Annotated in this window: 9 protein-coding genes; 8 read left to right on the top strand and 1 reads right to left on the bottom strand. The window is 70.0% G+C overall.

The window, feature by feature from the left end; translation table 11 throughout:
- Nucleotides 1-237: 237 nt before the first annotated feature.
- Entirely contained in the window at nt 238-1,014 is a 777-nt protein-coding gene (locus tag OSC30_RS12645; RefSeq protein WP_267172220.1) for a ferredoxin--NADP reductase, read from the bottom strand.
- 332 nt (nt 1,015-1,346) lie between these two features.
- Here OSC30_RS12645 and tviB point away from each other — a divergent pair, with 332 nt between their 5' ends.
- From tviB to OSC30_RS12605, 8 genes are all read left to right on the top strand, one after another.
- Complete coding sequence (gene tviB / locus OSC30_RS12640) at nt 1,347-2,624, top strand: Vi polysaccharide biosynthesis UDP-N-acetylglucosamine C-6 dehydrogenase TviB (RefSeq protein ID WP_267172219.1); 1,278 nt, start codon at nt 1,347-1,349, stop codon at nt 2,622-2,624.
- Nucleotides 2,624-3,685 carry an SDR family oxidoreductase gene (locus OSC30_RS12635; RefSeq protein ID WP_267172218.1) on the top strand — a complete coding sequence of 354 codons (1,062 nt, stop codon included), beginning with the start codon at nt 2,624-2,626 and terminating at the stop codon, nt 3,683-3,685. Before tviB ends, OSC30_RS12635 begins: the two co-directional genes overlap by 1 nt.
- Nucleotides 3,686-3,701: 16 nt before the next feature.
- Nucleotides 3,702-4,502 carry a 4'-phosphopantetheinyl transferase family protein gene (locus OSC30_RS12630; protein WP_267172217.1) on the top strand — a complete coding sequence of 267 codons (801 nt, stop codon included), beginning with the start codon at nt 3,702-3,704 and terminating at the stop codon, nt 4,500-4,502.
- Between the two features lie 141 nt (nt 4,503-4,643).
- Entirely contained in the window at nt 4,644-6,041 is a 1,398-nt protein-coding gene (locus OSC30_RS12625) for a TIGR03013 family XrtA/PEP-CTERM system glycosyltransferase (protein ID WP_267172216.1), read from the top strand.
- A gap of 140 nt (nt 6,042-6,181) precedes the next feature.
- A complete protein-coding gene (locus OSC30_RS12620) occupies nt 6,182-6,973 on the top strand; it encodes a TIGR04325 family methyltransferase (RefSeq protein WP_267172215.1) in 792 nt (263 codons plus the stop codon).
- 100 nt (nt 6,974-7,073) lie between these two features.
- Complete coding sequence (locus OSC30_RS12615; protein ID WP_267172214.1) at nt 7,074-7,901, top strand: hypothetical protein; 828 nt, start codon at nt 7,074-7,076, stop codon at nt 7,899-7,901.
- A gap of 222 nt (nt 7,902-8,123) precedes the next feature.
- Complete coding sequence (locus OSC30_RS12610; RefSeq protein WP_267172213.1) at nt 8,124-15,413, top strand: hybrid non-ribosomal peptide synthetase/type I polyketide synthase; 7,290 nt, start codon at nt 8,124-8,126, stop codon at nt 15,411-15,413.
- Complete coding sequence (locus OSC30_RS12605; protein ID WP_267172212.1) at nt 15,410-21,865, top strand: non-ribosomal peptide synthetase; 6,456 nt, start codon at nt 15,410-15,412, stop codon at nt 21,863-21,865. The genes OSC30_RS12610 and OSC30_RS12605 overlap by 4 nt, the downstream gene beginning before the upstream one ends.
- The last annotated feature ends 62 nt before the right edge of the window (nt 21,866-21,927 follow it).

Genomic DNA, 21,927 nt, shown 5'->3' with positions numbered 1-21,927 from the left:
ATCGCCAGGGAGGCTAGTGGCGGTGGTGTGGATGGGCTGTTGAAGCCGCGGCGGTCATCCCCCGTTTCCGCCAGGAGCGCGCTCGGTCCCGCCTGGCGGAATCCTTGCAGGAGCCCGCTTGCGGGCGATGCTTCTGGAAGGGTGTCCACCGGAGCGGGAACATCGCCCGCAAGCGGGCTCCTGCAGTTGCTGGAAGTGTCCGGACGTCGAACTGGCGGAGGGGCGCGCTGCGCCGGCCTACTTCTCGACGAATGCCCGCTCGATCACGTAATCCCCCGGCTCGCGCGTGCGCGGCGAGGCCTGGAACCCGCGACCGTCGAGCAGCGCGCACAGGTCGTCCAGCATCGCCGGGCTGCCGCACAGCATCACGCGGTCGGTGGCGGGGTTGAGCGGCGGCAGGCCGGTGGCCTGGCTCATCACGCCGTCGACGATGGCGTCGGTAATGCGGCCACGATGGCGGAACGGCTCGCGCGTGACGGTGGGGTAGTAGAGCAGTTTTTCGCGCACCAGCTCACCCAGGTATTCGTGCTGCGGCAACTCGTTCTCGATGTGGTGGGCGTAGGCCAGGTCATCGACGCGGCGCACGCCGTGGGCCAGCACGATCTTCTCGTAGCGCTCGTAGGTGGCCGGGTCGCGCACCACGCTCATGAACGGCGCCAGGCCGGTGCCGGTGCCGAGCAGGTAAAGGTTCCTGCCGGGCTTGAGATCGTCCAGCACCAGCGTGCCGGTGGGCTTGCGGCTGACTACCAGCGGGTCGCCGGCCTTCAGGTGCTGCAGGCGCGAGGTCAGCGGGCCGTCGGGCACCTTGATCGAGAAGAACTCCAGGTGCTCTTCCCAGTTGGCGCTGGCGATGGAATAGGCGCGCATCAGCGGCCGCCCGTCGACCTCCAGGCCGATCATCACGAACTGGCCGCTTTCGAAGCGGAAACCGGGGTCGCGCGTCGTGCGGAAGCTGAAAAGGCTGTCGTTCCAGTGCCGCACGTCGATCACGTGCTCGGTTGCAAGCGCCACCATGGAAATACCGTCCGGTCTGGGAGCGCAGCCTGCCGGACGCATCGGCGTCGATCGGAGGCGCGCTGGGGGAATTCGGGCCGCCCATTATGCCAGCCGGGCCGTTGCGGCGTCAGCGGGAGGACTTGATAACCGGCTCATTGCGGCTGTATACCGGACGCCAGCGTTGGCGGTCAGTACAGGGGGACGAGGGGTTCGCATCGCCAGCGGTCGCGCGCTTGCGCGACCGGGCCGGGACGCTCCCGGCGCATCCTCGGACATCGCATCACCCTGCTTCCGTTTTTTCCGGCACGCCATCCGGCTGTCGGGTGCAGCATTCGTCAGGGACGTATCGCATGCAGACTCTGGAAGACAGCAAGATCGCCGTCGTCGGACTGGGTTATGTCGGGCTGCCGCTGGCGGTGGAATTCGGCAAGCGCTACGCGACCCTGGGGTTCGACATCAACGCCGCGCGGGTGGACGAGCTGCGCGCCGGCCGCGACAGCACGCTCGAGGTGGACGCGGCCGAGCTGGCCGCTTCCACGCGGTTGGATTTCAGCACGCGGCTGGACGACCTGCGCGAGTGCAACGTCTACATCGTCACCGTGCCCACGCCGATCGACACGGCCAAGCGGCCCGACCTCACGCCGCTGATCCGTGCCAGCCAGACCCTGAGCCAGGTACTCAAGCCGGGCGACGTGGTGGTGTACGAGTCGACCGTATATCCGGGCTGCACCGAAGAGGTCTGCGTGCCGATCCTCGCCAGCGGGTCGGGGCTGACCTTCAACCGCGATTTCTTCGCCGGCTACAGCCCGGAGCGGATCAACCCCGGCGACAAGCAGCACCGCGTCACCGGCATCCTCAAGGTCACCTCCGGCTCGACCCCGGAGGCCGCCGATTTCGTCAACCGCCTGTACGGCTCGATCATCACCGCCGGCACCCATCGGGCCAGTTGCATCAAGGTGGCCGAGGCGGCCAAGGTGATCGAGAACACCCAGCGCGATCTCAATATCGCGTTGGTCAACGATTTGGCGATCCTGTTCAACAAACTGGGCATCGACACGCTGGAGGTGCTGCAGGCGGCCGGCACCAAGTGGAACTTCCTGCCGTTCCGGCCCGGGCTGGTCGGCGGCCATTGCATCAGCGTCGATCCCTATTACCTCACCCACAAGGCGCAGGAGGTCGGCCACCACCCGGACGTGATCCTGGCCGGCCGGCGCACCAACGACGGCATGGGGCCGTACATCGCCAGCGAAGTGATCCGGCTGATGGTGCGCAAGGGCATCAATCCGGTGAACGCGCGGGTGCTGCTGCTGGGGCTGGCGTTCAAGGAGAACTGCCCGGACCTGCGCAACACGCGCGTGGTCGACATCGTGCAGGCGCTGCGCAGCTACAACGCGCAGGTGGACGTGCACGATCCCTGGGTGAACGCCGACGACGCCCACCACGAGTACGGCCTGGTACCGGTGGAGCAGCCCACGCCGGGCGGCTACGACGCGGTCATCGTGGCGGTGGGACACAGACAGTTCGTGGCGCTGGGGGCCGAGGGCGTGCGTGCGTTCGGCAAGCCGGCGTCGGTGGTCTATGACGTCAAGTACGTGCTGCCGCGCGAGGCAGTCGACGGGAGGCTCTGATGGCTACGCTGGATGCATGGTTGCCGCGTCAGGTGCAGGCGCGCGTGCGGGAACAGGATGGTACCTGGCTGGTCACCGGCGCGGCGGGCTTCATAGGTTCCAACCTGGTCGAGGCCTTGCTGGGGCTGGGCCAGCAGGTGGTGGGGCTGGATAATTTCGCCACCGGATACCAGCGCAACCTGGACGAAGTGGAGCGGCTGGTCGGGGCCGAGGCCTGGTCGCGCTTCCGCTTCATCCGCGGCGACATCCGCCAGCTGGAGGATTGCCGCGAAGCCTGCGCCGGCGTGCGCCACGTGTTGCACCAGGCCGCGCTGGGTTCGGTGCCGCGCTCGATCGAGGATCCGCTGGCCACCCACGGCGCCAACGCCACCGGTTTCCTGCACATGCTGGTGGCCGCCCGCGACGCGGGGGTCGGCAGCTTCACCTATGCCGCCTCCAGCTCCACCTACGGCGACGAGCCGAGCCTGCCCAAGGTCGAGGATGTGATCGGCCGGCCGCTTTCGCCCTACGCCGCCACCAAGCTGTTCGATGAGCTTTACGCGGAAGTGTTCGCCCGCTGCTACGGCTTTTCGGCCATCGGCCTGCGCTACTTCAACGTGTTCGGCCGGCGGCAGGATTCGCACGGCGCCTATGCCGCCGTGATCCCGCAGTGGATCGCCACGATGATCTGCGAGGAGGAGGTCTACATCAACGGCGACGGCGAGACCACGCGGGATTTCTGCCACGTCGCTAACGCGGTGCAGGCCAACCTGCTGGCCGCGCTGGCCGCCGACGAGCATCGCGACCGGGTCTACAACGTCGCGGTCGGCCAGCGCACCAGCCTGAACCAGCTTTTCGATGGCCTGGTGGCGCAACTGGCGAGCGAGGGCGTGCGTTACGGGCGGCGGCCGGTGTATCGCGACTTCCGTGCCGGCGACGTGCGTCATTCGCTGGCCGACATCGGCCGCGCCGGAACGCGCCTGGGCTATGCGCCCACCCACACCCTGTCCGAAGGCTTGCGCGAGGCGATGCCGTGGTACCTGGAATTCATCGCGCAGCAGGCGGCATGCCGCGCCGGCTGACGCCACGCTGCCGGCGATGATCCAGGCCACCGCCGGCCCGGATGACTTTGCCGGCCACGCCCGGCGGGCCTTGCTGGCCTCCGGCCTGGCACCGCGCCAGGGCAGTGACGTCAGCGTGGTGTTTTTCGACACCACCGCGTGGAGCGCCTTCGAAACAGCCGCCGCCGGGCTGCTCGATCCGGGGGAGCGCAGCCGTGCGGCGCGCTTCCGCTTCGACCGCGATCGCCACGCCTACGTGCTCGCCCATGCGCTGTGGCGGGTGGTGCTGGCGGTCTGCCTCGAGCGAAATCCGGACGGGGTCCCGTTGCGCTTTCTTCCTTCCGGCCAGCCGAACCTTCCCGGCACGCCGCTGGCCACCAGCCTGAGCCACAGCGGCCCGGACGTGCTCGTTGCCGTGGGCGCGACGCGGTTGCTGGGCGTGGATCTGGAGCGGTGGCCGCCACGGGCGTCCATGGACGGGCTGCTGCCGGCCATTTGCACGCCGGAGGAGGCCCAAGCCATGCACGCACTGCCGCCCGCGCAGCGTGAGCGGGCGCTGCTGCAACTGTGGACGCGCAAGGAGGCGGTGCTCAAGGCATTCGGCACCGGGCTGGCGCAGGCGCCCGCGGCATTCGGCGTGGTGCCCGGGGAGCCGGTGGTGCCGCCGTCGAACAGCGGCGAGCCGCCCTGCCGCGCCTTCGACCTGGCGCTTCCCGGCGACCGGCTTGGCTCGCTCGCGACCTCGTTGGAGACGGTGCGCTACCGGCTCTACCTGCCCTCCGGGGCGGGCCGGGCGGCGGGCGCAGACGGGTTTGGCGGGAGCGGGCCGGGCAGGTGAATCATTGTCGAGGTTGCCAAAACGTGAACGAATGCCCAATTTCGTGTATTGAAAAAATATTTACTTAATGCTATGGACAGCAACCTCAACCGGATGTAGCGTTCCCTCCCCGCTGTACGTAACGCGAACGGGGATAGGGACATGCTTCGTTTCCTGCACCGACAGACCGTACGCTGGCTGCTTCTGCTGGGGATCGCCGAACTGCTGCTGCTGGTCGCCTCGATGTACGCGGCGACCTACCTGCGCTTCAGCGAACCGGAGGAAGTCGACGAATTCATCCGGTACCTGCCCGCCCAGGCGGTGGTCTTCGCCGTCCTGATCATGCTGGGCCTGGGTGCCCTGGGCCAATACCAGACCTACATGCGCGCCAACTGGTTCGGCCTGCTGGCGCGCCAGGCGATCGGCTTTGCGCTGGGCGGCTTCGCCCTGATCGTGACCTACTACGTAGTACCGCAGGCGTATGTGGGCCGCGGCGTGCTCGGCATTGCGCTGGTGCTTGGCTTCGCCGTCGTGACTGCCTTCCGCGCCGGGTTCCTGCGGCTGGTGGAAGTGGAGGCCTTCAAGCGCCGCATCCTCGTGCTCGGAGCCGGTGAACGGGCGGCGCAGATCCACGGCCGCCTGCGCCGCCGGTCCGATCGGCGGGGCTTTTCGCTGGTCGGTTTCGTGCCCTGCCCGGGCGAGACGGTCGCGTTACCGGCCGGCCTGCTGGTGTCGCCGGGCCCTTCGCTGTGCGAATGGGCCGAGCAGCACGAAGTGGACGAGATCGTGGTCGGCGTCGAGGACCGTCGCGGCAGCGTGCTGATGGAGGAACTGCTCGAGTGCCGCCAGCTCGGCATCCTGGTCACCGACCTGACCACTTTCTTCGAGCGCGAGGCCGGCCGCGTGCAGCTGTCACTGACCCACCCCTCGTGGTTGGTGTACTCGGGCGGCTTCAACGCCACCCCCGTGCGCCTGTTCACCAAGCGCAGCTTCGATCTCATCGCCTCGTTCTGGGTATTGCTGCTGACCTGGCCGCTGATGCTGCTGGTGATGCTGGCCATCCGCATCGAATCAGGCCCCGGCCAGCCGGTGTTCTACCGGCAGGAGCGCGTCGGCGCGCGCGGCCGCACGTTCTGGCTGGTGAAGTTCCGCAGCATGCGCACCGATGCCGAGATGGACGGCGTGGCGCGCTGGGCCAAGGCCGGCGACGACCGTGTCACCCGCGTGGGCCGGCTGATCCGCAAGGTGCGGCTCGACGAGCTGCCGCAGATCTGGAACGTGTTCAAGGGCGAGATGAGCTTCATCGGTCCGCGTCCGGAGCGCCCGCAGTTCGTCGCCGACCTCGGCAAGAAGATCACCTATTACAACCTGCGCCATTGCCTCAAGCCGGGCCTGGCCGGCTGGGCGCAACTGCGCTACCCGTACGGCGCGTCCGAGGAGGACGCGGCCGAGAAGCTCAAGTACGACCTGTACTACGTCAAGAACCACAACCTGCTGTTCGACATGCTGATCCTGATCCAGACCGTGGAAGTGGTGCTGTTCGGGAAGGGTGCGCGCTAGGACGGCAGTCCGTTCGTTTCGAGCGCCATGTTCGAGATTGCGGGAGCCCGCCAGCGAAGCGCTTCCGGGCCGGTGAACCGAAACCCATGCGGGGGACCACGCTTATGCCGATGAAAGGCCTTTCCGGGAACCTCCGGCGCATGGCGCACGACGGCGCGGAACTGCCCGGCCTGCGGTTGCTGGCCAAGCCGATGTACCGCAAGTTGTTCGACCGCGGGACGCTGCCCAACAACAGCTATTTCGGCGTATATGCCAGCTTCGAGCAGGCGCTTGCCCAGGCGCCGAAGACCATGCCCACCGGCTTCGACCTTCCGCGTGCCGCAGCACTCTACCGCGACCGCCTGGACACCATCCTGGTCGGCGATTACCCGGTGGTCTTCTGGCTGTCCCAGTTGTTGATGTCCGGCCACCGGACGGTGTTCGACCTGGGCGGCCATATCGGCATCAGCTATTACGGCTTCCAGTCGTACCTGAACTATCCCGACGACCTGCAATGGACGGTGTACGACCTGCCCGAGGTGGTTTCTGCCGGGCGCGCGTGGGCCAGCGAGCACGACGCGGGCGGCAGGCTGAAGTTCACCCTGTCGCGCGGTGATGCCGACGGCTGCGACATCCTGCTGGCCAGCGGCGTGCTGCAGTACCTGGGCTTCCCGTTGCCGGAGATGTTGCGCGCGTTGCGCGAACCGCCGCGCCACGTGCTGATCAACGTGACGCCCCTGCATCCGAGCCGCAGCTTCTTCACCTTGCAGCAGATCGGCTTCAGCAGCTGCCCCTATCGGGTCATGGCCTTGCCGGGGTTCCTGGCCGAGATGGAAGCGGCCGGTTACACCGCGATCGATCGCTGGGAATCGTTCGAACGCTACATGCGCATTCCGTTCGAAAGCGATCACTCGATCGACCGCTATTACGGGTTCCATTTCCAGCTCAGCTGATGGCGCGGACCGTCGTGGAAAGCGCGCTGGAGAACATTGACGTTGCCAACGTTGCCGCCGGTCTAGCGAGGCGGCAACCCAGGGGAAGGGAGGGGTACCCGTGTACGAGAATCGCCGGCGGCCCAGGGCAAGCAGCTTCGGCGCGACGGTTGCCGTCGCCGTGACGATGGCCATCGCAACCGGCAGCACGTGCGTGGACGCCGCCACGGCGGCGCCCAAGCACGCGCAGGGCCCGTCGCTGGGGGCCCACACACTGCTGGCGCAGCCGGATGGTCAGGGGAGCGCCCCGGCCATCGCCGGGCCGGTCCGGACGCAGGCGTCGGGCAGCGCGCTGCTCGTGCTGGTGGGCGGCTATAACGGCAACGCTGCGCTTCCGTCGGACAACTACGGCAACACCTGGGTGCAGCAGGGGCCGCGCATCACCTATCGCGGATACAGCGGCAGGTTCGGTACGGCCGCCTATGTCGCGCTCCCGGCAAAGGGCGGCAGCGACCATCGGGTCAGCCTGGCCAAGCCCGGCGTGCCAGCCGGCGAGATAAGCGCGCCCTTCGTCGAAATCCGCAATGCCGGCGTCTTGCAGGACGTCGCCACCAGTTACCCCGCTCCCGGCACCGTCGCCCGGATCGGCAGGAAGCTGGGCCGGAATTGGCCGGGAGCCGGACTGACCAGCGGCGAGGTCACCACCACCGGGCCGGCGACGCTGGTAGCCGTGTGGTGGGGCGACGCCTACGTCTACCGCATGACCGCCGTGCCCGACCAGGGCTTCAAGGTGATCGAACGGTTCCTCGACCTGCCGCCCAGCAGCGGTGTGCAGTGTGCCGTGGCGGTAAGGCAGGTCGATCGCGCCGGTACCTGGCGGGTGACATGGCGCGGCGCGCCGGCGCAGGGGGCCATTCTGTGGTTGTTCGCCTTCCAGGCCGGGAGCTAGGCGGGCGGTTGCGGCGGCGGGCCAAGGCGCCATCGGGATCAAGGGGACAAGCAGCAAGGGGCGGAAGGACATGGACATGCACGCAGGCCTGCATCGACGCCGATGGGCAGAGTTCGGAGTGCTGGCATGCCGTGGCCGGCGCCGGTTCGCGCGCCGCGCCGCCACCTGTCTGCGCAGGACGCCACTGATATTCCCTCAGCTACTGATCGGGAAGCCACGGACATGACCATCTCTCTGGAAAGTTGCCGCGCTGCGCAGGTGGATGCTTCGCTGCTGGACGCGCTGGTGCGCATGCCTCCGGCCAGAGGCGAGCCGGCTCGGCGGCGCTTCGCCTGCCCGCTGGAACCCGCCCTGCAGGACTCGATCGCGCAGCGCGCGGCGCGGCTGGGCATTCCGCCCGCATCGATCATGACCGCCGCGCTGGCCGTGCTCGAGGCGCGCCTGACCGGCAAACCGCGCATCGCGATCGCCGCGCCCGGCCAGCCCGATGGCATGGCGGTCTTCGAGGTGCCTCAGGATGGGCCGCTCGACCATTGGCTGACCCATCCAGCGCCGGACAGTGACGCCGGCCTGCCGTCGCCGCCCGCGTGCAGCGTGATCGGCCAATGGACGGTCGATCCGGCACAGGCGTCTTCGCCGGAACGGCCTTTGCTGTGGGCGATCACGCCCGGCGGCGACGCGCTGCAGCTGGACTACCTGTCGCCAGTGGTGGACGAGGCGATGGCCGCGGTGCTGGCGAACGGATTGGCGCAGGTGCTGCGCGGGCTGGCCTGCGCCTCCCGCCTGGCGCAGGTGCAGGCGATGGACATGGCCGAACACCGGCGCCGGGTGCGCGAATGGAACGCCACGGACATCGCCCGCAACGTGCACGATACCGTGCATGGCCTGTTCGACCAGGTCGCCCGCCAGCACCCGCAGGAAGTCGCGGTCGAATGGGCGGATGGACGGCTGTCCTATGCGGCGCTCGATGCGCGCGCCAACCGGGTGGCCGCGGCACTGCAGGCCGCCGGCGTGGGCGCTGGCGCGGCGGTGGCCATGCTGCTGGAACGCTCGGCCGACGCCATCGTGGCGCTGCTGGGCATCCTGAAGGCCGGTGCCGCCTACCTGCCGCTGGATCCCACCCACCCGCCGGAGCGGCTGGCCTTCGCGATCAACGACGCCCACGCGGCGCTGGTGGTCGCGACGGCCGGTACACCCGCGCTGCCGGGCATCGCCGCGCCCGTGGTCGGGCTCGCGCAACTGGAAGGCGCCGGCGACGCCGCCGGGCCGGCACCCTCGTCGGTGGACGGCCATGCGCTGGCCTACGTCATGTACACCTCAGGCTCGACCGGCACGCCCAAGGGCGTGGAGATCGCGCACCAGGCGATCATCCGGCTCGTGCGCGAGGTGGACTACGTCGACCTGTTGGCGAGCCCGCGCGTGCTGCATACCGCCCCGCTGGGCTTCGACGCGGCGACCTTCGAAATCTGGGGCGCGCTGCTCAACGGCGGTACCTGCGTGGTGCACGACGAGCGCATTCCCAGCGGCAAGGGCCTGGCCCGCACCATCGACCGGCACGAGGTCCGCGTCGCCTTTCTCACAACGGCCCTGTTCAACGCCATCGTCGATGACGACGCGCGCCATCTTGGCGGCCTGCGGCAATTGCTGACCGGCGGCGAAGCGCTGTCGGTGCCGCATGTGCGCCGGGCGCAGGCGGCGCTGCCGGAACTGGCGCTCAGCAGCGTCTACGGCCCGACCGAATGCACCACCTTCGCCACCCATTACCCGATCCCGCGCGACCTGCCCGCAACGCAGCGCTCGATTCCGATCGGTCGGCCGATCGCCAATACCACGCTCGAGGTGCTCAACGCGCGCGGCGAGCCGGTGCCGGCCGGCGTGATCGGCGAACTGTATATCGGCGGCCTGGGCCTGGCCCGCGGCTACCTGGGGCAGCCGCAACTGACGGCCGAGCGTTTCGTCGTCCATCCTTGGGACGATTCCGCCGCGCGGCTGTACCGCACTGGCGACCTGGTACACCGGTTGCCCGACGGCCGGATCGATTTCGTCGGCCGGCTGGACGACCAGGTGAAGATCCGCGGCTACCGCATCGAGCTCGGCGAGATCGCTGCCGCCCTGCAGCGTATCGAGGGCATCCGCGCCTGCGCGGTGCTGGCGCGCGAGGATCGGCCGGGCCAGAAGCGCCTGGTCGCCTACTACGTGGCCGACGAGCCGGCACCGACGCCGAAGTCGCTGCGTGCCCGGCTTGCGCGGCACCTGCCCGAATTCATGGTACCGGTGAGCTACCTGCAGCTGGACGCGCTGCCGGTGACCGCCAACGGCAAGCTCGACCGCCGCGCGTTGCCGGCGCCGGACCGCCGCCGGCCGGAGCTGGCCCATCCCTACGCCGCGCCCGTGGGCGCGCTCGAGCAGACCGTCTGCGATCTGTTCGCCAACCTGCTGGGACTCGACCAGATCGGCCGTGCTGACAACTTCTTCGAGCTGGGCGGCAACTCGCTGCTGGCGATGCAGCTGGTCGCGCGCATCCATGCCGAACTCTCGCCGCTGCCGACCATCACCGGCTTTTTCGGCGACCCGACGCCTGCCGCGGTGGCCGCCGGCATCGAGGGCGGCCCCAGCCATGCGCTCGCGGCCGAGCGCCTCGTCCGGCCGCGCGACCCGAACGCCGCGCAGGAACCGGTAGCGATCATCGCCATGGCCGGGCGCTTCCCCGGCGCCGGCGACGTCGAGACCTTCTGGCGCAACCTCTGTGCCGGCCAGGACTCGATCACGTTCTTCGCGCCGGAGGAACTGGACCGCTCGATCCCGGCGCTGCAGCGCGACGATCCGGCCTACGTGCCGGCGCGCGGAGTGATCGACGGAGCCGAACAGTTCGACGCGGCGTTCTTCGGCATCCCGCCGCGCGAAGCCGAACTGATGGATCCGCAGCAGCGCATCTTCCTCGAGCTGTGCTGGGAGTGCATGGAGCGCGCCGGGCACGTGCCGGATGCGCACGCGATGCCGGTGGGCGTGTTCGGCGGCATGTACAACGCCACCTATTTCCAGCACCACCTGCAGCCGCGGCCGGACCTGATCGACAAGCTCGGCGCGTTCCAGGTGATGCTCGCCAACGAGAAGGATTTCCTCGCCACCCGCGTGGCGCACAAACTCAACCTGACCGGCCCGGCGGTGAGTCTCAACACCGCCTGCTCGACCTCGCTGGTGGCGATCTGCCAGGCGCTCGACGCACTGCGCGCGGGACGTTGCCACATGGCGCTGGCCGGCGGCGCGTCGATCACCTGCCCGCCGCGCAGCGGCTACCTGGCGCAGGAAGGCACCATGCTCTCGGCCGACGGGCACACGCGTAGCTTCAGCGATGATGCCAGCGGCACGGTGTTCAGCGACGGCGCGGCGGTGGTGCTGCTCAAGCGCCTGTCCGACGCGCTGGCCGACGGCGACCCGGTGTACGCGCTGATCCGCGGCGGCGCGGTCAACAACGACGGCGGCACCAAGGCCAGCTTCATGGCGCCCAGCAGCGCCGGCCAGGCCGCGGTGATCGCGATGGCGCACGCCGACGCGGGCGTCGAGGCGCGCAGCATTTCCTACGTGGAAGCGCACGGCACTGCCACCCCGATCGGCGATCCGATCGAGCTGGAGGGGCTGACCCGGGCCTTCCGCCACACCACCACCGACGTCGGCTTCTGCCGCCTCGGTTCGGTCAAGAGCAACCTCGGCCACACGGTGATGGCCGCCGGTGCGGCGGGGGTGATCAAGACCGCGCTGGCGCTGGCCGAGCGGCGCTTGCCGGCGACGCTGCACTACCGCGCGCCCAACCCGTCGATCGACCTGGCCAACTCGCCGTTCGTGGTCAACGACCGATTGTGCGACTGGACCGCCGGCGAGGCGCCGCTGCGCGCCGGGGTGAGTTCGTTCGGCGTCGGTGGCACCAACGCGCACGTGGTGATGGAGGAGCCGCCGCCGCGCGCGCCGTCGGAACCGGCCGAGGGACCGCAACTGCTGGTGCTGTCGGCGCGCACGTCGAGCGCGCTCGGCGCCGCCGCCACCCGCCTGGCCGAACACCTGGCCGTCCAGCCGCAGATCAACCTGGCTGATGTCGGCTGGACGCTGGCGGCCGGACGCAAGGCCTTCGCCCACCGGATCGCGGTGGTCGCCAGCGACGTGCCGGAGGCCGTTGCAAAGCTGGCCAGCCTGGAGACCGCCGCGGCGACCGCGCGCAGCCATCCCGCCCGCCCGGGCGACGTGGTCTTCCTGTTTCCCGGCCAGGGCGCACAGTACCCGGGCATGGGACGGGCGCTGTACGCCGGCGAGCCGGTGTTCCGCGAGACATTCGATGCCTGCGCCGAGACGCTGCGCGCGACGCTGGGTTTCGACCTGCGCGAAAAGGTCTTCGCCGACGATGCCGAGGCGCTGCGGCAGACCGCGGTGACGCAGCCGGCCACATTCGCGCTGGAGTACGCGCTGGCGCGACTGTGGATGGACACGGGTATCGTGCCCGCGGCGATGATTGGCCACAGCGTGGGCGAGTTCGTGGCCGCCACGCTGGCCGGGGTGTTCGAGCTCGACGACGCCCTGCGGCTGGTGGCCCGGCGCGGCGCGCTGATGCAGGCGTTGCCCTCGGGCGGCATGCTGTCGGTGCGCCTGCCGCTGGCCGCGCTGGGGCCGCGCCTGCCGTCGGACCTGTCGCTGGCCGCGGAGAACGCGCCGGGCGCCTGCGTCGTGGCCGGCACGCATGCGGCCATCGAGCGGTTCCGGGCCCGGCTCGAGGCCGAGGGAACCGCCTGCCGGCCGCTGCGTACCTCGCATGCGTTCCACTCGGCCATGATGGATCCGGCTCTGGCGCCGTTCCACGCCGAGGTCGAGAAGATCGCCTTGCGGGCGCCGCGGCTGCCGCTGGTGTCGACCGCCACCGGCGACTGGCTCGATGAGGCGCAAGCCACTTCCGCGGATTACTGGAGCGAGCACATGCGCCGTCCGGTGCGCTTCTCCACCGCGCTCGGCCGGGTGCTCGACGCGCCGGCGCGGGTGCTGCTGGAAGTGGGGCCGCGCGCAACGCTGGGCACGCTGGCACGCCAGCATCCGGGCGCGCAACGCAGCCACACCGTCGCACTGGCCTCGCTCTCGGACACGCCAGCGGCAGAACCGGCGGCGGTGCGCCTTGCCGTGGGCCAGCTGTGGTGCCGCGGCATCGCCATCGACCCGGCCCGTTTCGACCGGCGCAGCGTGCGTCGCCGCCTGCGGTTGCCGACCTATCCGTTCGAACGCCAGCGCTACTGGGTCGAGGCGCGCGCCGCCGATGCACCGGCGGCGGCCGAGGCCGCGCCTGTTCCATCCGTCATTCAACCGATCGCCCCATCCCAGAACGAGGAGCTTCCGATGTCGACCGTTGCAGCCCCCAGCGCCGACCGCCGGCCGGCCATCGTCGAGCAACTGAAGAGCGCTTTCGAGGACGTCGCAGGCATGGACCTGGCCGATGCCGACGGCACCACCCATTTCATGGAACTGGGGCTGGACAGTCTGATGCTGACGCAGATGGCGCTGCACCTGTCCAAGGTATTCCCGGTCAAGGTCACCTTCCGCCAGTTGATGGCCGACTACTCGACGCTGGACCGGCTGGCCGAACTGATCGACGGGCAACTGCCGGCCGAGGCGCCGCCGGCGGCAGCGGCCACGGTCGCCCTCGCCACGGTCGTCCCCGTTCCGGCGCCGGTGCCCGCGGCGACCTCGCTGACGGCGATGGCGCCGCAGGCCTCCACTACGGGCGGCTACATGCAGCAGGTGATCGCGCAGCAGATGCAGCTGATGGCGCAGCAACTGGCGTTGCTCTCCGGGCAGGCCGTCGCCCCGGCACCGGTGGCGGCCATCCCCGCCGTCGCGCCCGCCGCGCCATCGCCGGCGTCCTCCTCGCCGGCCAGCCCGGCGGCGGCAAGCGTGGCGGCCACGGATGAAGAGGCCGCGCTCGCCCACACCCGCTACGACGTCAAGAAGGCCTTCGGTGCGATCGCCCGCATCGACACCGGCGCCTGCGAACTGTCGGCGCACCAGCAGGCCCGGCTCGACCGCTTCGCGCAGCGCTACGTGGCGCGCACGCGCAAATCGAAGGAGTACACCGAGGCGCACCGGCCGCACATGGCCGACCCGCGCGTGGTCAACGGCTTCCGGCCAATGCTCAAGGAAATCGTCTATCAGATCGTGATCGGCCGCTCCAAGGGCGCGCACCTGTGGGACCTGGACGGCAACGAGTACGTCGATGCGCTCAACGGCTTCGGCATGAGCCTGTTCGGTTGGCAACCGGACTTCGTGCTGGACGCGGTGCGCGAGCAGCTCGACCTGGGCTACGAGATCGGCCCGCAACATCCGCTGGCCGGCGAAGTGGCCAGGCTGGTCTGCGAGCTCACCGGACACGGTCGCGCGGCGCTGTGCAATACCGGCTCGGAAGCCGTGCTGGGTGCCCTGCGCATCGCACGCACCGTCACCGGGCGCGAGACGGTGGTGCTGTTCTCCGGTTCCTACCACGGCATCATCGACGAGGTGATCGTGCGCGGCACGCGCAAGCTCAAGGCAGTGCCGGCGGCGCCGGGAATCCTGCGCAACACCGCCGAGAACGTGCTGGTGCTGGACTACGGTACGCCTGAATCGCTGCAGATCATCCGCGAGCGCGCGCACGAGCTGGCCGCCGTGCTGATCGAGCCGGTGCAGAGCCGGCGCCCGGACTTCCAGCCCGTCGACTTCCTCAAGGAGGTCCGAGCGATCACCGCCGCTTCCGGCACGCTGTGCATCTTCGACGAGATCGTCACCGGCTTCCGTGCCCATCCGGCCGGCGTGCAGGGCCTGTTCGGCATCCAGGCGGACATCGCCACCTACGGCAAGGTGGTCGGTGGCGGTTATCCAATCGGCGTGATCGCCGGCAAGCGCCCGTACATGGACGCCCTGGATGGCGGCGCGTGGCAGTTCGGCGACGATTCGCAGCCGACCGTGGGCGTGACCTATTTCGCCGGCACCTTCGTGCGCCATCCCCTCGCCCTGGCCGCGGCCAAGGCGGCGCTGGAACACATGAAACGCGAAGGACCCGCGTTGCAGGAGCGCCTCAACCAGCGCACCGCGGCGCTGGCGGCCGAACTCAACGCGTTCTGCGACGAGCGCGGCGCGCCGATCCTGGTCAAGCAGTTCGCCTCGGTGTGGAAGACCCAGTTCCTCGAGGACCATCCGCTGCAGGACCTGCTGTTCGCGATGATGCGCAGCCGCGGCATCCACATCCTGGACAACTTCCCCTGCTTCTTCACCAGCGCGCACAGCGAAGCGGATTTCGCGGCGATCGCCCAGGCCTACAAGGAATCGGTGGTCGAGCTTCAGGAGTGCGATTTCCTGCCGCGCCGCGCGGCGACCTCGCGCACGGTGATGGAGGCCGGTCGCCCGCCGCGCCCCGACGCGCGGCTGGGCCGCGATCCCCAGGGCAACCCGTGCTGGTTCGTGCCCAACCCCGAGCAACCGGGCAAGTACCTGAAGGTGGGCGCATGAACACTGACCTGCACGCGCCGGCCGCCTTGACGGCCGTCGATTACGATCCGTTCGCGACCGTGGCGCTGTCGCGCGTGGTGCCCAGCACCGAAGCGCAGCGCGAAATCTGGCTCGCCGCGCAGCTGGGCAGCGATGCCTCGCTGGCCTACAACGAGTCGGTCAGCCTGCACCTGCGCGGCCCGCTCGACGTCGACGCGCTGCATGGCGCACTGCGCGACCTGGCCGGGCGCCACGATGCCTTGCGCGCGACCTTCGGGCCCGATGGCGAGACCCTGTGCGTGCAGGAGCGGCTCGAGTTGCCGCTGCCGCTGGCCGACCTCGGCACGCTGGACGATGCCGTGCGCGAGGCGGCCCTGGCCCAGCGGCTGCGCGCGGTGGTGGAAATGCCCTTCGAACTGGAACAGGGGCCGCTGTTGCGCGCCGAACTGTTACGGCTTGGCATGGACGACCACCGCCTGCTGCTGACCGCGCACCACATCATCTGCGACGGCTGGTCGTGGTGGGTGATGGTGCGCGAACTGGCGGCGCTTTACGGCGCGCGCACCGGCGCGCAGGGCGAGCCGCTGCCGCCGGCCGAATCGTTTGCCGACTACGCCCTGGCGGCGGCACGCCAGCCCGACCGCAAGACACTCGCCGCCGACGAGTCGTACTGGCTGGCGCGCTTTGCGGACCCGCCGGCACCGCTGGATCTGCCGACCGACCGCGCCCGCCCCCTGCGGCGCAGTTTCGCCTCGGCGCGGATCGACCACGTCCTGGACGCCACGCTGGTGAGCGCCATCAAGCGCCTGGGCGCGCAACGCGGCGCCAGCCTGTTCGCGACCCTGCTTGGCGGTTTTGCCGCGGTGCTGGCCCGGCTCGCCGGGCAGCACGAGGTGGTCGTGGGTATCCCGGCCGCCGCGCAATCGGTCGACGGCCACGACGGCCTGGTCGGCCACTGCGTCAACCTGCTGCCGTTGCGCTGCGCGCCGGACCCGGCCGCGCCCCTGGCGCAACTGCTCGACGCCACCCAAGCCACTCTGCTGGACGCACTGGACCACCAGCGCTACACCTTCGGCACCCTGCTCAAGAAGCTCGGCGTGCCGCGTGACCCCAGCCGGCTGCCGCTGGTCAGCGTGCTGTTCAACATCGACCAGGCGCTCGACCACGAGGCCACCGCCTTCCCGGGCCTGGCGATGGATTTCGCCAGCACGCCGCGCAGCTTCGAGAACTTCGAGCTGTTCATCAACGCGGTGCAGGAGCAAGGCCGGCTGCGGCTGGAGTGCCAGTACAACCGCGACCTGTTCGACCGGGCCACGGTGGCGCGTTGGCTGGGCGCCTACGAAACGCTGCTGCGTGCCGCGGCCGAGCAACCGGAAGCGCTGCTGGGCGCATTGCCGCTGGTCGACGAGGCCGCGCGCCGCGCCCTGCTCGCGCTGCAGCCGGCGCCCACGCCGGTCGCGACGCAGCGGATGCACGAACTGTTCGAAGCGCAGTGCGATCGCCATCCCGGGCGGACCGCCGTGCACTTCGGCAAACAGGCATTGACCTACGCCGAACTGGACGCGCTTGCCAATCGCATCGCGCACGTGCTGCGCGGCCATGGCGTGCGTGCCGGCGCGCTGGTCGGCATCGCGCTGGACCGGGGCGTGGGCATGCTCGCGGCCGTGCTCGGCGTGCTCAAGGCCGGTGCAGGCTACGTGCCGCTCGATCCGGGCTTTCCCACCGAGCGGCTCAACTACATGGTCAGCGATGCCAGCCTGGCCGTGCTGGTCACCCAGGCGCGGCATGCCGGGCGCTTCGATCTGCGCGGTCGCCCGGTGCTGGCGCTTGACCAGGCCGGCGATGCGCTCGCGGCAGCACCGGCGTCCCGCCCTGACGATGCCGATGTGGATGCCACGGCGGTCGCCTACGTGATCTACACCTCCGGTTCCACCGGCCAGCCCAAGGGCGTGGAGATTCCCCATCGGGCGGCGGCGAACTTCCTCGCCAGCATGGCGGGGCGACCGGGGCTGCACGCGGACGACCGGCTGCTGGCCGTCACCACGCTGTCCTTCGACATCGCGGTGCTGGAACTGTTCGGGCCGCTCGCCGTCGGTGGCGAGGTGGTGATGGCCCGACGCGAGCAGGCGATGGACGGCGAAGCACTCAAACGCCTGCTCGAGTCGAGCCAGGCCACCGTGATGCAGGCCACGCCGGCCACCTGGCGCATGCTGCTGGAAACCGGCTGGGCGCCGGCGCCCGGCTTCCGCGCACTGTGTGGCGGCGAGGCGCTGGCGCCGGACCTGGCGGAGCAATTGCTTGCCCGTTGCGGCGAGGTGTGGAACCTGTACGGCCCGACCGAAACCACGGTGTGGTCGACCTGCTGGCGCGTCGAGCATCCGCGCGAGGGCATCGCCATCGGCACGCCGGTCGCCAACACGGTGGTGTGGATCCTCGACGAGCAGCGCCAGCTTTGCCCGTTGGGGGTGCCGGGCGAGATCTGGATTGGCGGAACCGGCGTCGCACTGGGCTATCGCCATCGGCCGGAACTGACCGCCGAACGCTTCCTCGCCGATCCGTTCGCGTCAACGCCGGATGCCCGCATGTACCGCACCGGCGATCGCGGCCGCTGGCGTCCGGACGGCACGCTTGAGCACCTGGGCCGGCTCGATTTCCAGGTCAAGCTGCGCGGTTTTCGCATCGAACTGGGCGAGATCGAGGCGCGCCTGCTGAGCCTGCCCGGCGTCGCCGATGCCCTGGCCACCACGCGCGAACTCCGTCCCGGCGACGTGCGCCTGCTCGCGCACGTGGTGGCGGCCCCCGGTGCCACCGTCGACGAAGCGGCGCTCCGCGCACACCTGCGCGAGGCGTTGCCCGATTACATGATCCCGCAGCACCTCGTCGTGCTGGCGGCGCTGCCGCGGCTGCCCAACGGCAAGATCGACCGCGCACGGCTGCCGGTCCCGGAGGAGGGATCTCCCGCAGAAGCCGGCCGCGTCGCCCCGCGCGACGCGCTCGAGCAGCGCGTGGTGACGGCCATGGCGGCCGTCCTCGGCAGCGAGCCGGGCGTCGAAGACAACTTCTTCGAACGCGGCGGGCATTCGCTGCTGGCGGCGCAACTGGTCGCCCGGCTCAATCGCGAGCTGGAGCTGGCACTGCCGATGCGCACGGTGTTCGAAGCGCAGACCGCGGCGCGGTTGGCCGAGGCCATCCGCGCCGCAGGGCAGGGCGGCGCGGCCACCGATCGCAGGCGCATCCCGCGGCTGCCCGACCGCCAACGCGCCCCGCTGTCGTTGATGCAGCAGCGGCTCTGGTACCTGGAACAACTGCACCCGGGGCGGGTGGTCTACAACACGCCCTCGGCGCATCGCCTGCGCGGGCCGATGGACGAGGCCGCGTTCGAGCGTGCGCTACAGCAGGTGGTCGATCGCCAGGCCATCCTGCGCACGTCGATCGAGCAGGATGACAGCGCGGCCGTGCAGCGCATCCACGAGACGCTGAAGGTGCGCCTGCTGCCCGTCGAGACGCTGCCGGGCGCGTCGCTGCGGGAACGCGAGGCGGCACTCATGCAGCGGCTCGATGCAATGATCGCCGAGCCCTTCGACCTGGCCGCTGCGCCGCTGTTCCGCGTGCGGCTGTTCAAGCTCGCCGAGCAGGACCACGTGTTCTTCTTCATGGCCCATCACATCATCTGGGACGGCTGGTCATTCGATCTGCTGTACGCGGAGCTGTCGGAGGCCTATACCGCTTCCTGCGAAGGCCGGCCGATGGCCTTGCCGCCGCCGGCGGTCGAGTACGGCGACTTTGCCGCCTGGCAGCGCGACTGGATGCAGGGCCCGGAACTGGAGCGCCAGCTTGCGCACTGGCGCGAACGCCTGGCCGGCCCGCTCGAACCGCTGGAGCTGCCCGCGGCCCGCCCACGCCCGCCACGGCCGTCGGGCGCCGGCGCCACCGAGTGGATCCGGCTGTCGACCGAGGGCATGGAAGCGGTGCGCGGGCTGGGCCAGCGCACCGGCACCACTTCGTTCATGGTGTTGCTGGCGGCCTATTACGTGTTCCTGCACCGCAGCGGCGGCCAGCGCGACCTGATCGTCGGCGTGCCCGTGCGCGGGCGGGAGACGGCCGAGCTCGAATCGGTGATGGGCTTCTTCGTCAACGCCCTGCCGTTGCGGCTGCAGATCGATCCGCAGGCCTCGTTCAACACCGTCCTGCAACAGGTGCGCGGCGTGGTGCTCGATGCCTTCGCCTGCCCGGACGTGCCATTCGAACGACTGGTCAGGGACCTTCGCGTGCCGCGCGACGAAAGCCGCTCGCCGATCTACCAGGCCAGCTTCTCGTTCCAGGACGTGCGCCACCGCAACCTGTGCTGGGCGCAGCTCAGGCACGAGCACCTGCCGGTGTTCCAGCGCGGCGCCGCCGACGACCTGGGCTTGTGGTTCATCGAACAGGACCACGGCCTGCTTGGTGGACTGACCTACAGCACCGATCTTTTCGATACCGAGGCCGCCGCGCGCCTGCGCAGGAACTACGAAGCGCTGCTGGCCTCGGCGCTGGCCGAGCCGGACCAGCCGGTGTGCCGGCTGGCGCTGCTGCCGCCGGACGAGATCGCGCAACTGGAACGCTGGAATGCCACTGCCGCGGAGATTCCCGCGCAGAGCCTGCATGGCCTGGTCGAGGCCCAGGCCCGGCGGACCCCGCAACGCATCGCCCTGCGCGGCGCCAATGCGCGACTCACCTACGCCGAACTGGATGCCCGCGCCAACCGCATCGCGCATGCGTTGCGCGCGCGCGGCGCGGGGTCGGGCGCGCTGGTCGGCATCGCGCTGGACCGCGGCTTCGACATGGTCGCCGCGCTGCTGGGCGCGCTCAAGACCGGCGCGGGCTATGTGCCGCTGGACCCGTCGTTCCCGGCCGGGCGGCTGGCCTTCATGCTCGAGGACGCCGGGCTGGCGGTGCTGGTGACCGAGCAGCGGCTGTTCTCGCGTTTCCCGGCCTGCGAGTGCGAGGTGCTGCTGCTCGACGAATCGGCGGCGATGGAGGATCTGCCCGCGATGCCGCTGCCGGTCGAAGCGCAGGTCTCTCCCGATGCGATCGCCTACGTGATCTACACCTCCGGTTCCACCGGCAAGCCCAAAGGCGTGGAGATTGCGCACCGGGCGGCGGTGAATTTCCTTACCGCCATGGCGGCCCGTCCCGGCCTGCGCGAGGACGACCGGCTGCTGGCGGTGACCACGTTGTCTTTCGATATCGCCGTGCTGGAGCTGTTCGGCCCGTTGAGCGTCGGTGGTGAGGTCGTGGTGGCCCGGCGCGATGACGCGATGGACGGCGAGGCGCTCAAGGGCTTGCTCATGGCGAGCCACGCCACCGTGATGCAGGCGACGCCGGCCACCTGGCAGGCGCTGTTGCAGGCGGGCTGGTGCGGCACCCCGGGCTTCCGCGCCTTGTGCGGCGGCGAGGCGCTGTCGCCGGAACTGGCTGCCCAATTGCTGGCCCGCTGCAGCGAAGTGTGGAATCTGTACGGCCCGACCGAGACCACGGTGTGGTCGACCTGCTGGCGCGTCGAGCACCCGCGCGAGCGCATCGCCATCGGCAAGCCGATCGCCAACACCACAGTGTGGATCCGCGACGAGCAAGGGCAGCGTTGTCCCGTGGGCGTGCCCGGCGAAATCTGGATCGGCGGTGCCGGCGTCGCGCTGGGCTATCGCCATCGGCCCGACCTGACCGCCGAACGTTTCGTCGCCGATCCATACGCGGGGCTCCCGGGCGCGCGCATGTATCGCACCGGCGACCGCGGACGCTGGTGCAGCGACGGCACGCTGGAACATTTGGGCCGGCTCGATTTCCAGATCAAGCTGCGCGGTTTCCGCATCGAGCTGGGCGAGATCGAATCGATCGCGCGGGAGGATCCGGCGGTCGACGAATGTGTCGCGGCCATCCACGACGTCGATGCGCAGGACCGCCGGCTGCTGCTGTACGTCGCCTCCGGCGAAGCCGAAACCAGCCTGCTGCCGCGCCTGCGCGGCCGGCTCGCCGCGCAACTGCCAGGCTACATGCAGCCGCAGTACCTGGTGGCACTGCCGGCGTTGCCGCGCACACCCAACGGCAAGGTCGACCGCAAGGCGTTGCCCATGCCGCAGTTGCGCACCGGGGTGACGCCCGCAGAAGACCGTGCCGGCTGGTTGGCCGATGCCGAGCCGCGCGAGCGATATCTGGCGACGCTGTGGTGCGAACTCATCGGAGTGGCCCAGGTCCAGCCAAGCGACAATTTCTTCGACGTGGGTGGGCATTCGCTGCTGGCGATGGAGCTGACGGCGCGCGTGCGCAGGGAAACCGGCGTGCGCATCAATCTGCTGGATATCGCCACCGGCACGCTGGCCGCGCTCGCCGCTGCGCTTCCCGAAGGGGGCGCCTCGGTGCCACAGCCGCCGGCGGATTCGCGGACGGCGATAGGTTCACGGCTGCGCCGTCTGCTGGGCATTGGCAGGTCCGATTGAGGGCGATGGTTCGCGGTGTTGGACGCCTCCGCGGGTCGTCGCCGCGGCGCAGGTGGCGTGAC

This window comes from Frateuria hangzhouensis (assembly GCF_026410505.1).
Lineage (GTDB): Bacteria > Pseudomonadota > Gammaproteobacteria > Xanthomonadales > Rhodanobacteraceae > Frateuria_A > Frateuria_A hangzhouensis.
This window is presented reverse-complemented; position numbering and strand designations above follow the sequence as displayed.

Excerpts from the sequence above, each read along its gene's own strand:
- OSC30_RS12610 (WP_267172213.1), top strand. The coding sequence starts at position 8,124 with ATGACCATCTCTCTGGAAAGTTGCCGCGCTGCGCAGGTGGATGCTTCG.
- tviB (WP_267172219.1), top strand. The coding sequence starts at position 1,347 with ATGCAGACTCTGGAAGACAGCAAGATCGCCGTCGTCGGACTGGGTTAT.
- OSC30_RS12625 (WP_267172216.1), top strand. The coding sequence starts at position 4,644 with ATGCTTCGTTTCCTGCACCGACAGACCGTACGCTGGCTGCTTCTGCTG.
- OSC30_RS12645 (WP_267172220.1), bottom strand. The coding sequence starts at position 1,014 with ATGGTGGCGCTTGCAACCGAGCACGTGATCGACGTGCGGCACTGGAAC.
- OSC30_RS12630 (WP_267172217.1), top strand. The coding sequence starts at position 3,702 with ATGATCCAGGCCACCGCCGGCCCGGATGACTTTGCCGGCCACGCCCGG.
- OSC30_RS12635 (WP_267172218.1), top strand. The coding sequence starts at position 2,624 with ATGGCTACGCTGGATGCATGGTTGCCGCGTCAGGTGCAGGCGCGCGTG.
- OSC30_RS12620 (WP_267172215.1), top strand. The coding sequence starts at position 6,182 with ATGGCGCACGACGGCGCGGAACTGCCCGGCCTGCGGTTGCTGGCCAAG.
- OSC30_RS12605 (WP_267172212.1), top strand. The coding sequence starts at position 15,410 with ATGAACACTGACCTGCACGCGCCGGCCGCCTTGACGGCCGTCGATTAC.